The sequence below is a fragment of the Micromonospora citrea genome, from assembly GCF_900090315.1.
In the GTDB taxonomy this organism is placed as follows: domain Bacteria; phylum Actinomycetota; class Actinomycetes; order Mycobacteriales; family Micromonosporaceae; genus Micromonospora; species Micromonospora citrea.
On the sequence record NZ_FMHZ01000002.1, the window covers coordinates 204,839 to 216,518 of the forward strand.

Consider the following 11,680-nt stretch of genomic DNA (forward strand, 5'->3'; position numbering starts at 1 on the left):
GGCTCGCGGTCGGGCGTCAGTAGCGGGCGCTGACGGTGGCTCCCGCGCAGGACGTCTTGCCGTAGAGGCTGACGTAGTGGTAGCCGGCGGACGGGTCGGTGACGGTCAGGGTCTCGGCGTTGCCGGCGCCGGTCGAGGATCGGGTGGCGTTGCCGGTCGTCGCCCAGGTGGAGGGGCTGTAGTACAGGTCGCAGTCGCCCGTCCCGCCGGCCACGCTGATCGTCATGGTGGTGACGCCGGAGGGCAGGTGGAGGTACAGGTAGTCGTAGTTGCCGGCCGTCGCCGAGCGGCCGCTGCGTTGACAGTCGCGGTCGAGCGCCCGGGTGTCGGCGCCGGCGCACTCCGGCAGCGCGCTTCCGCCGCCGGCCGCGACGGAGATCGTCTGTGCGGTGGTCGCGGTGGCCCCCTGGTCGTCGGTGACGGTCAGGGAGACGGTGTAGGTGCCGGCCGACGCATAGGTTCGCGTCGGGTTCGTCGCCGACGACGTGGTGCCGTCGCCGAAGCTCCACCGCCGGGCAGCGACGCTGCCGTCGACGTCGGTGGACCGGTCGGTGAAGGTCGCGGTGAGCCCGCTCGTCGTCGCCGTGAACGAGGCGGAGGGCGGCCGGTTGGTCGGGGGCGTCACGCCCCCGCAGTCGCCGGCCGCGCAGCGGGTCAGCCAGGCGTCGAAGTCGGCGTCGTAACGGGTGCCGATGGTGCTGGTGAGGTGGGTGCGCGCGGCGCCGAAGGCGCCCGACCGGTAGTGCCCCAGGACGGTCGTCACGTCGGAACGGTGCGCCTGGAGCATGTGGCGGACGGCCAGGTAGCCCCAGTTGTAGACGCGGGTCTGGTCGTTGCCGTACGTGGTGTCGAAGAGCGTACGCAGCGTGTAGGTGTGGTTGCCGGCCTGGTTCTGGGCGCTGGTGTAGGGCACGTTCCGGTACGAGTAGGAGACGTACTCGGCGAATCCCTCGATCCACCAGATGGTGGGCGTGGCGATGTTGGCGGCGAAGTCGCCGTACATGTTGAACCGGCCGTCGAGGTAGTGGGTGTACTCGTGGTTGAGGTTCCAGATCTGGAAGGTCGGCCGGACCCACTCCGCCTCGTACGCGATGAACCGGGCCTGGTTCGCGGCGTCCGACGGGTTCCCCTCCAGGTACATGCCGCCGTTGTTCGTGTCGATACCGTAGATCGCGCCCGCGTACGTCTGGTAGTCGGTGCTGGAGTCGAAGACGACGACCTCGATGTCGGAGTTGACGTCGCCCGGCACCGGGCCGCTGTCGGCCACGAGATCGTGGAAGTAGGCGTCCTGCCCCTTGAGGCTGGTGCAGGACTGGCTCAGTTCGGCGGCCGTCATGCTCTGGGCCACGATCCGGATCGAGGCGTTGCAGGTGTGGTTGATCGTCAGAACGGATCGGGTCAGCTGCGCGGCGAGGTCGCACGTGGCGTAGTGGGAGCAGTTGGCGGCGTCGTAGGCCTGGGTCATCTCCGCGACGCCCACCCACAGCGGCGCCGTCGGGCCGGTCATCCTGCTGCGCGAGAGCAGGGCCGACGCCATCGGTCGGACCGTCGCCCGCAGCGGCTCGTGCTGGAGGAAACGCGCCAGTTCGCGGCCCGCGTTCGACGTGAGGTAGCTCCGGTCGGTGCCGAGCAGGTCGGTGTGCGCGCTGGCGAAGTCGCGGAGGGTGGTGAGCACCGTCCGGTCGGCCTGCACCGCGGCCACGAACGCCGGCAGCTGGTGACCCCGGAACAGCACCGTGTAGACGTTGTTCACCGCGTTGAGCATGTGCCACGAGGCGGCGTAGGAGGAGTCGAAGTCGGTCAGCAGCCGCTTGACGACGTAGAGATGGCGGGCGTTCTCCTGGGCGCTGTCGACGAGGGTCACCGCCTCCGCCAGGGTCTCGCCGTTGGCGTCGGTGACGTCCCACGCGCGCGGGCTGGCGAAGAAGGCGTCGAGGGCCGCCCGGATCGCGGTTCGCAGCGTCGACCCGTACGACCCGACGGCGGGGTCGCACCACTGCACGTAGTAGCCGGCGCGCAGGTACAGCACGAGCTGCGTCATGCCGGTCGACGGGTTGCCGGGGTAGCTGGCGGCGCCGTCCCGGACGGCGTACGCGACGCTGACCATCTGCGCCTCGCGGAAGGCGGCGTGGGCGGCGTCTCCGGTGAGGCCGAACAGACCGTTGACGCAGTCGACGGTCGAGGCCTTGATCTGGCTCACCAGCGCGGCTCCCGTACGGCCGGTGAAGTCGGCGGCGTCGCACGCGGCGGCGGCCCGCGGTGAGCTGCCGTCCGACGGGCGGGTGCGGCGCTTCGGGGTGGCCGGGTGGTCGTAGTCGGCGCGGGCGGCGTCCTTCGCCGCCGGCTGCGGTGCCCGCTTGTGGACGGGCAGCGGTCTTCTGCTGACGTGGTCGTCGGCGTCGTCGCGTCGGGCGATCCCGTCGGAGGCCGCCGGTGGCGCCTGGTCGCTCGTCGTGGCCGGCCGGCCGGCCGGGGTCGGTGTGGTGGGGCCGGCGACGGCAGGTGGCGCCGCCACGGCGCAGGCCAGCGTGAGCGCCGTCAGGGCACCGCACAGCCTGGCCGTCGCTCGGCGCATCGGGTTTGTGGACACGCACACTCTCCTAAGGGGCGAGGGGACGCGCATGCCAACGAAGACGATTACGGCCTTCGATGGATGCTCGGGCGGTGGACGCTAGCCACGCCGCTCGGAGCACCACAACGGGCCCACAGCGGCCGGTCAGGTTCGCCGGTACTGGGCTTACCGGAGCCTGTCGGCGGGCCGCCACGATCAGCGGACACTATGGGCGTTCGCTATGAAAGCCCACCGTCCGTTCATGCGATCGTGCGAGGTGTTCACCGATGGGACACCGGACGGTAAGAATGGCGAGCATCCTGCTGATCGACGACGACCCCGGTTACCGGCGGCGGCTCGGCGACCGGTTGGCCCGGTTCGGTCACGTCGTCACGGACCTCGCGGTGCACCAGGCCGGACGAGCGTTGTCCGACCTGACCTGCCACACGCACCAGCGTCCGGACGTCGTACTGGTGGATCCCTTCGTCCCGGCCGTCGACGGACTCCTTCTGCTGCGCCTGCTGTGCATCAGTTCGCGTCGGCCCGTGCTGGTGCACGCCGCACGGCGTGACGACGACGAGATCGTGCGGGTGCTGCGCGCCGGAGCCGACGGGTACCTGCCCAAGCCCTGTCGGCCGCACGTGGTCGACGCCCGCGTCGGCGCCCTGCTGCGCCGCGTGCCGGCCGCACCTCCCCCGGCGCCCTCCGTGGTGGGCGGCCTCCGCGTCGACGTCGCCGGACGCAGCGTCACCCTCGGCGGTGAGCCCGTCATCCTGACGCGGGCCGAGTTCGATCTGCTGGCGTGCCTGGCCGAGCACCCGGGCAGGGTCGTGCCGCGGTCACAACTGCGCACGAGGGTGGGGCGCGGCGGATGCGCCTCGCCGGGCTCCATCGACGTCCTGGTGCACCGGCTGCGACGCAAGCTCGGCGAACTGGCGGCCGACGACCGGTATCTCCACACGGTTCGGGGCAAGGGGATATCGCTGCACCTGGAGCGAGCGGTCGGCACGGGGGCGCCGCGCCTCGGGCGGGGGCGTGAGCCACGAGCGCCGCCGTCACCCGCGCCGGCCTACGGCACCATCCAGGACAGCACGGGCGTGGCCTGCAGGCCGACCAGCACACACATCAGGGCGAGCAGCAGCACGCTCCAGCCGAACATCCGCCGGAACAGGTCGCCCTCCCGGCCGTTGAGTCCGACCGCGGCGGCGGCGATCGTCAGGTTCTGCAAGCTGATCATCTTGCCGAGCGTGCCGCCGGAGGCGTTGGCCGCGGCGAGCAGGACCGGATCCAGTCCCGCCCGCTGCGCCGCCGCCACCTGCAGCGCGCCGAACAGCGAGTTGGACGAGGTGTCCGACCCGGTCAGGGCGACCCCCAGCCAGCCGAGGACGGGCGCGAGGACGGCGAAGAGACCGCCCGCGCCGGCCATCCAGAAGCCGAGGGTGGCGACCTGTCCGGAGGCGTTCATGGTGAACGACAGCGCCAGCAGCCCGACCACGGTCAGCACGGCCCACCGCAGCTCGGACAGGGTGCGCCCGTAGAGCCGTACGGCCACGCGCGGCGACACCCGCAGCAGCGCCATCGTGACCACACCGGCCACCACCAGCAACGAGCCCGGGGCGGCGAACCAGGCGAAGCGGAAGGTCGTCAACGGCGACGGGGCGCCGGACGCCGTGAGCACGTGCAAACCCGGCCAGGAGACCGTCACCGTACCGGCGTCGAGCAGCCGCTTGACGGCCGGCACCTGGGAGACGGCGAAGACCGCCACGATCGTCAGGTACGGCGCGTACGCCCGCCACCGCGAGCCGCGCGGCGGCGCGTCGCCCTCCGGACGCGGCGCGTCGCCCTCCGACGCGCCGCCGGCCGCCACGGGAACCGCCTGCCGCACGGCGGGCCGACGGGTGACGAGCAGCAGGACGCCCGCGCCGGCGAACGCGGCGACGATGTCGGCGAGCGCCGCCGCCAGGAAGTTCGTGGTGACGAACTGGGCCACCGCGAAGGCGGCGCCGCACGCCAGCGCCGGCCGCCACAGCTCCCGTACGCCCCGGCGGCCGTCGACGACGACGAGCAGGACCAGCGGGACGACGACCGCGACCACCGGGACCTGCCGGCCGGCCATCGCGCCCAGTTCCGCCGCGGGCAGCCCGGTGACGCCGGCCAGGGTGGTGATCGGCAGGCCGAGCGGCCCGAAGGCGGCCGGCACCGTGTTGGCGACCAGCGCCACGGTGGCCGCCCGGACCGGGGTGAAACCGAGCGCCAGCAGCATGACGGTGGTGACGGCGACCGGCGTGCCCTGCCCGGCGAGCGCCTCGAGCAGCGACCCGAAGCAGAACGCGATCACCATGGCCTGCACGCGGCGGTCGTCGCTGATCAGGGCGAAGCCCCGCCGCAGGGTGTCGAAGTCTCCCGTGTGCACGGTCATCCGGTAGATCCAGATGGCCGTGCCGAACGTCCAGACCAGGGGGAAGAGGGCGAAGGTGGCGCCCTGACCGGCGGCCAGCAGCGTCTGGGACAGCGGCATCCGCCACAGCGCCCACGCCAGCACGACCGCCACGGCCAGCGCGCCGAACGCGGCCACCCAGGCCCGCGTCCGCACCACGCCGAGCAGGACGAAGAGGGTGAGCAGGGGCAGCGCGGCGCAGGCGGCGCTCAGCGCGAGAGACCCGGCGACCGGGTCCAGGGACTGCTGGTACATCGAGACCGCCTCGGCTGCGGGCGCCCCCGGTCTCCGGCGGCGTGGGTACGGCCCATCTCACCGGACGCGGCCCGGCGACGCGTCTCCCAGCTTGCGGGGTCCCGCCGCCTGCGCACTCTCGAAGAGGGTCCGGCGCGGCACCGCCGGTGGGAGCGGTCGTGGCGGCGCGGCGACCGCGGCCGATGATTCGGCGGATCGGCCGGACGGACGGGCGACGGTTGTCATGCGGACGGTCGAAAGATCCGGACCCCGCGTCCGGGCAGCCCGGGACGGCGAGCCCTGTCGCCGGTACGCCCCGGGTCGACAGACTGTGCGACGAGACGACCGGCGGTGGGGAGAGAGAATGCGACAACGTGCGTCCGTCCTGATCCCTCCGTCGGAGACGGCGTCCCGGCGGGCATCGCCGGCTCCGACACGCCCTGCGGGAGGCGCGCCGTGACGCTCACCGTGCCGGCGGTCGGCGTGGCCACCGGGATCCCGGCGCCGGCCCGCCCTTCCGACGCTCGGGTGTCGGCCGGCGGCCGGCCGTACGGGGGCTGGATGCTGCGGGCCGACGACCGGGACGCCACCGCGACGACGGCGGCGCGCTACGACGGCGTCGAACGGCCCGCGCCGCTGGTCACCGACCGGTGGGTACGCCGGCTCCAGCAGGACCTGGCGACGCTGGGCTTCCTGACGCCGGACGCGGTCGACGGGGCGTACGGCATGATCACCTACTGGGCGGTGCTGGAGTTCCAGACGTACGCCCGCCGGGAGCGCGCGGCGGTCGAGCCCGCCGACGCCACCGCCACCCGACACGCCGACCGGCTGCGACCGGTGGACGTGCCGGAGCCCGAGCGGTACCGGGGCCCGGTCAGCGGCATGGCCGACGCGCCCACCCAGGTGGCGGTCCGGCACTGGCTGGACAGGCGTTGGCGCCGGCCCGGGCCGCGCCCTGGCTGGTGACCCGCGGGGTCCGGCCCGCCGGTGCAGGTCCGAGGCGGTGGCGGGCAGCGGGCGGGGTCACCCCGGAACACCGACCTCGACGACTGTCACTGCTTCCATCGAGCGGCCAACTGGTCGTGCCGGGCGACGAGTTCCTCGCGGGTCGCGCCTCCGCCGTAGACCGAACTCCACAGCAGGTCGCGGAAGCGCAGGTAGTCGTTGTCCTCCGCGGTCGCCCTCAGGTCGTCGTCGAGCGGCCAACCCCGGCTCGCCATGTACAACTCGCCCGCAGCCCTGAGGTCGGCCATACGAATCACCCGTCGGTGGTCACCAAACGCCGCGTCGTCGGGGTCGATGACGGGCAGCACCTCAGTGCCTGCGGGGAAACCCAGGGCCGCGAACAGCGCCAGCACGGCGCGCTCCAGCACCGGCAGCTCTCCCTCGCCGCTGGTGACGAGGGCTGCGATGGCCTCCGCCGAAGGCGTCCGGCCGGCCTCCATCGCCCAGGTGCGCAACGCGTCCACCGCGAGATCCGGGGCGAGAGGGCCGGGCCTGCCTCCGACATGCCGGTAGCCGCACGGCTCATCGGTGTTGCGCAGATGCAGCTCCATGCTGGCGCCCCGCCGGAGTGCGGGCCTCCAGGTGGGCGCAGGCGCTGTTGGAGTGGTCGGCCTCGCCAACAGCAGCGTCCCGAACCAGCCCATGGGGCCGAACTCTACGGGGCCGCTCGCTCAGACGGTCTGCACGAGCCGGAAGCGCTGGGCCGCCACCACCAGGGTGCCGTCGTCGACGGTGAAGTCGGTGTCGCCCGGATCCGCTCCGCCCCGCTGCCGGGTCCGCGCGGCGGCTGTCAGCGTGCCCGGCGGTTGGCGCGGAGGGCGCCCAGGATCACGCCGGGCGTGGCCAGCGACCGCGGGTGCGCGCGCAGGGAGACGACCTCGTTGAACCGCCGCGCGATCGTCACGTCGGTGACGGCCGCGGCGATGATCTGGCCGCTGACCCAGTTGGAGAGGCGGTAGCCGCGCGGGTAGGGCCCGTCGACGTGGGGCAGCGCCAGGTCGGCGGACGTCGACATCGCCCAGGCGGCGTCGACGACGACCTTCTGCAGGGCGAGGAACCGGCGCGCGGGCAGGCCCGGCTCCGGGCTCGACCTCAGGTGCGTCGACAGGCAGGCCGCGTGCAGGGCCGCCGCCGTGATCCCCTGCCCGTACACGGGGTTGAACGACGCGACCGCGTCGCCGACGCCGACGAGCCCGGCCGGGAACCGCCGCAGCGCGTGGAAGTCCCGCCGCAGGCTCTCGGCGTGGCGGTAGGTCCGGACGTCGCCGAGCATCTCGTTGCCGGCGAGCTCGCCGAACTCCGGCGGGAACTGCTCCCGCAGGCGGCGTACGAAGTCCTCCGGGGTGCGTCCCGGGCGGTTGTTCCCGTAGCCGGCCATCATGGCCATCCACCGGCCGTCCTCGACGGCGAAGAACGCGGCGCCGGCCACGTCCGACGAACTGCTCGGGCTGTGCAGCGCCATGACCACCGCGGGGTCCGGGTCCGGCTCGGCGCGTCGGAACAGGGCCGTCGCGTAGTTCAGGTCGACGGTCATCCGCCGGGTCGTGGGCCGGTCCCAGCCGGCCCGCGCCAGCCAGTCGGACAGCCTGCTCGAGCGTCCCATGGCGTCCACCACGAAGTCGGCGGACTCGACGCCGGGGGCGCCGTCGACCTCGCAGCGGACCCCGATGGTCACGGCGCCGTCGAAGACCAGGCCCGTGGCGCGGGCGGTCAGGGTCTTGACGTTGGGCAGTCGGAGCACCCGCTGGCGGATCAGCCGCTCCAGCAGTGGGCGGGTGCCGGCGAGGGTGTCGGCGTCGTCGGGCACGACGACCTTGAGGCGGCCGTCGAAGTAGGCCCTCCTGGCCGCCGGCGGAGCCTCGACCGCGCCCTGGGCGACGGCCTGCTCGCGGAATCCCGGGAACAGGCGCTCCAGGTGGAGGAGGCCGCCGGGCAGCAGCGCGTGCAGTTGCGTCCCCTGCGGCACGCCCGGTCGGCCGCCGGGCGCGTGCAGGTCGTCCCGGTCGAGGATGAGCACGCTCTGCGCGTGGTCGGACAACACCCGGGCGGCCAGCAGCCCGGCGACGCTGCCGCCGACGACCACGGCCCGGCCCAGGGTCGGGGACGCCTCGTCGGGGGGACGCACCGCGTTCAGCGCGGCGAAGACCCGGGCCGCAGAGATGGCCATCGCGCCCTCCAAGGGGTACGGGGGTGCCTCCCGCGTGCCCGCCGGCTGACCGGTGCGCGGGCGAACCGGCGGTCGGCTGACGCCCGTCGATCGTCGCACAGGCGCGGCCGCTGGCCGGTCAGGTCGGGCGGTCGGATTTGCGCGTCGACGGTCGGGCGTCCGGGGCACCGGCCGGGTCTCGGCGCGGTTCCTCCCGGTCGCCGACGGATGCCGCCGCGCTGAGACGGCCCTCGTTACCGCTGCGGTCCACGCCCGAGACGCAGTAGGACAGGGGGCGGCCGGCCGGCGCGGTGCGGTCGACCCAGCCCGTGTCCCGGGTGGTGCCGACGAGCCGTGCCACGTCGCCGTCCACCCGGTAGACGGCGAAGCTGGTGGCGCCGTCGCCGCGCCAGGTCAGCGCCACCCAGCCGTCGCCGCGTCGGGCGTCGGTGACCGTGGGGGCGGCCGGTGGCGCGGCCGGCAACTGCGCCATGGTGGGCACCAGGGCCGGGCCGGCGTAGTGCGCCCGGCGGTAGCGGCTGACCGCCCCGAGCTTGTCGGCGCGTACCTGGCGGGCGCTGAAGTGCACGCTTCCGCGCACGCCGTGCCGCCGGTTGAGGGCGAGCTGGCGGTCCAGCTCGGCCGGGTCACGCCAGGCGCCGCGCTCGCCCACCCGGTAGTCGGCCTGGCCGATGTAGAGCTGCACCCGCGTGCCCTCGACCGTGGCCGCCCACCAGGGCAGCAGCGTGGCGTAGTCGGCCTTGTCGAAGCCGATGTGCCAGTAGAGCTGCGGCACGACGTAGTCCAGCCACTGCCTGCGCACCCACAGTCGGGTGTCGGCGTAGATGGCGTCGTAGCTCTGCAACCCGGCGGTCGCGGAGCCGGCCGGGTCGGTGCGCGCGTTGCGCCAGATGCCGAACGGGCTGATGCCGAACTTCACCCACGGCTTGATGGCCTTGATCCGCTCGCTCATCTCGCGGACGAGGGTGTTCACGTTGTCCCGTCGCCAGGCGTGCTTGTCGGCGAACCGGCCGCCGTACCGGGCGAACGCCGCGCCGTCGGGGAAGTCCTGACCGGCCTCCGGGTACGGGTAGAAGAAGTCGTCGAAGTGCACGCCGTCGACGTCGTAGCGCCGGACCGCCTCCAGCATCGAGTCCTCGACGAACCTGCGTGCCTCGGGGATGCCCGGGTTGAAGTAGAGGCGGCTGCCGGGCCGGTCGGCGCTGGGGTAGGTCACCACCCAGTCGCGGTGGCGCCGCAGCGGGTGTGTCGGTGCGAGTTGGTCGAGCTTGGGGCCCGGTCCCCCCACGGTGGCCGGCTGCCCGCCCCGGTACGGGTTGAACCAGGCGTGGAACTCCAGGTTGCGGGCGTGCGCCTCGGCGACCATGAACGCCATCGGGTCCCAGCCCGGGTCGCGGCCGTCGCGGCGCCCGGTCAGCCACTCCGACCAGGGCGCGTACTCCGACGGCCAGAGCGCGTCCCCGCTCGGCCGCACGTGCACGAAGACGGCGTTGTGGTGGTGCCGCACGGCCAGGTCCAGCCAGCCCAGGTACTCCGCCCGCGCCTGCTCGGCCGGCAGCCCGCGGCGGCTCGGCCAGTCGATGTTGTTCACCGTCGTGATCCACATGCCGCGCAACTCGCGGGGCGCCAGGGCTGGCCGGCCCGCGCAGCCGGGCGCCGCGCCGGCGACGGCCACGCCTTCCGGCCCCGGTGCGCCGGCGTCGCCGACGCCCGCGTCCCGCAGCGACCACGCGCCGCCCGCGGCCACCACGGCGAGCGCGACGACCACCGCGACGATCCCCTGGGTACGGCGGCGGCGGGCGGCGGGGGCGGGTGGCGCGGCGGCGGACATCGCCCCAGTGTGCACAGTGCGCCCCGTGCGGGTGAACCACTCGGCCGGTTACTTAACGGTCAGCTAAGTCGAGCATCCGGCCGGGGCGGCCGGGGCGACTACCGGAAAGAGCGTTGACAATTACTCTCGACATCGACACACTTCGCTCTTGAGAGCGCTCTCCGAGCTTGCGGAGGAGGCTCGCGCGTCGGAGGAGGAACCAAATGGGCATCACCTACGCCCGCCGCGCGGCGGCCGTCGTCTCCGCGGTCGTCGCGCTCGCCGCGACCCTCGCCCTGCCGGGCAGCGCCGGCCGGGCCGAGGCGGCCATCGGGGCGATCACCTGGCAGGACGAGTTCAACGCGCCCGCCGGCGCGCCGGTCGACCGGAGCCGGTGGCGGTTCGACATCGGTGGCGGCGGCTGGGGCAACAACGAGCGGCAGTACTACACCGACAGCACGAGCAACGCCGCGCACGACGGCCAGGGCAACCTCGTCATCACCGCCCGTCGGGAGAACCCGGGCAACTACCAGTGCCACTACGGCCGGTGCGAGTACACCTCGGCCCGACTGCTGACGGCGGCGACGTTCACCCAGGCGTACGGCCGCTTCGAAGCCCGGATCAAGATTCCCCGCGGCCAGGGCATCTGGCCGGCGTTCTGGATGCTCGGCAACGACATGGGCAGCGTGGGCTGGCCGAACGCGGGCGAGATCGACATCATGGAGAACATCGGCAGGGAGCCCAACACCGTCTACGGCACCATCCACGGCCCCGGCTACTCGGGCGGCGGCGGCATCACCGGCAGCCGCACCATCGGGCAGCCGCTCGCCGACGGCTTCCACACCTACCGGGTGGACTGGGAGCCGAACTCCATCGTCTGGTATCTCGACGGTGTCGAGTACCACCGGGTCGACCCGGGCCGGCTGGGCGGCAACCGGTGGGTGTTCGACCACCCCTTCTTCATGATCCTCAACGTGGCGGTGGGCGGGAACTGGCCCGGCTACCCCGACGCCACCACGCAGTTCCCGCAGCAGATGCTCGTCGACTACGTACGCGTGTCGGGCTACACCTCGGGCGGCAACCCGCCGGGCGCCTCCGCGATCAGGGGCGCGCACAGCGGTCGCTGCATCGACATCCCCGGCGCCGACCCGGTCGACGGCGCCAAGCTGCAGATCTGGGACTGCAACGGCACCGCCGCGCAGGCCTGGACGTTCGCCTCCGACGGCACGATCCGGGCGATGGGCAAGTGCATGGATCCGGCCTGGGCCGGCACGGCCAACGGCACCGAGGTCAACCTCGTCACCTGCAACGGCAACCCGGCGCAGCGGTTCACCCTGAACGCCGCAGGCGACCTGGTGAACCTCAGCGCCAACCGCTGCGTCGACGTGCGGGACTGGAACCCGAACAACGGCGGCAAGCTCCAGCTGTGGGACTGCTCCGGCGGCGCCAACCAGAAGTGGTCGCGCGTCTGACCGC

7 protein-coding genes and 1 pseudogene are annotated in these 11,680 nt (G+C 73.4%); 3 read left to right on the forward strand and 5 right to left on the reverse strand.

All coding sequences use genetic code 11. The annotated features are described in order from the left end of the window. Positions 1 to 16: 16 nt before the first annotated feature. Positions 17 to 2,590: a collagenase gene (locus GA0070606_RS01280; protein WP_245724525.1), complete on the reverse strand. Its 2,574-nt coding sequence runs from the start codon at positions 2,588 to 2,590 to the stop codon at positions 17 to 19. A 269-nt stretch (positions 2,591 to 2,859) separates the two neighbouring features. Between GA0070606_RS01280 and GA0070606_RS33940 the strand changes: the two are divergent. Continuing rightward, positions 2,860 to 3,468: pseudogene (locus tag GA0070606_RS33940) on the forward strand (response regulator transcription factor); the annotation flags it as partial. Positions 3,469 to 3,620: 152 nt separating this feature from the next. On the opposite strand, the gene GA0070606_RS01290 reads toward GA0070606_RS33940, so the two are convergent. Beyond that, positions 3,621 to 5,243, reverse strand: coding sequence for an L-lactate permease (locus GA0070606_RS01290; protein ID WP_091094664.1), 1,623 nt, complete (start codon positions 5,241 to 5,243; stop codon positions 3,621 to 3,623). Between the two features lie 435 nt (positions 5,244 to 5,678). On the opposite strand from GA0070606_RS01290, the gene GA0070606_RS01295 reads away from it, so the two are divergent. Continuing rightward, positions 5,679 to 6,188, forward strand: a complete 510-nt coding sequence (locus tag GA0070606_RS01295) for a peptidoglycan-binding domain-containing protein (protein WP_091094665.1) — start codon at positions 5,679 to 5,681, stop codon at positions 6,186 to 6,188. 86 nt (positions 6,189 to 6,274) lie between these two features. Here the strand turns inward: GA0070606_RS01295 and GA0070606_RS01300 are convergent, their stop codons facing one another. From GA0070606_RS01300 to GA0070606_RS01310, 3 genes are all read right to left on the reverse strand, one after another. Further along, positions 6,275 to 6,778, reverse strand: coding sequence for a hypothetical protein (locus GA0070606_RS01300; RefSeq protein WP_176737186.1), 504 nt, complete (start codon positions 6,776 to 6,778; stop codon positions 6,275 to 6,277). Between the two features lie 239 nt (positions 6,779 to 7,017). Further along, positions 7,018 to 8,394 carry an FAD-dependent oxidoreductase gene (locus GA0070606_RS01305; RefSeq protein WP_141721495.1) on the reverse strand — a complete coding sequence of 459 codons (1,377 nt, stop codon included), beginning with the start codon at positions 8,392 to 8,394 and terminating at the stop codon, positions 7,018 to 7,020. A 118-nt stretch (positions 8,395 to 8,512) separates the two neighbouring features. Then, a complete protein-coding gene (locus GA0070606_RS01310; RefSeq protein ID WP_091094666.1) occupies positions 8,513 to 10,225 on the reverse strand; it encodes a glycoside hydrolase family 10-like protein in 1,713 nt (570 codons plus the stop codon). Positions 10,226 to 10,428: 203 nt separating this feature from the next. Here GA0070606_RS01310 and GA0070606_RS01315 point away from each other — a divergent pair, with 203 nt between their 5' ends. Next, entirely contained in the window at positions 10,429 to 11,676 is a 1,248-nt protein-coding gene (locus GA0070606_RS01315; RefSeq protein ID WP_091094667.1) for a glycoside hydrolase family 16 protein, read from the forward strand. The last annotated feature ends 4 nt before the right edge of the window (positions 11,677 to 11,680 follow it).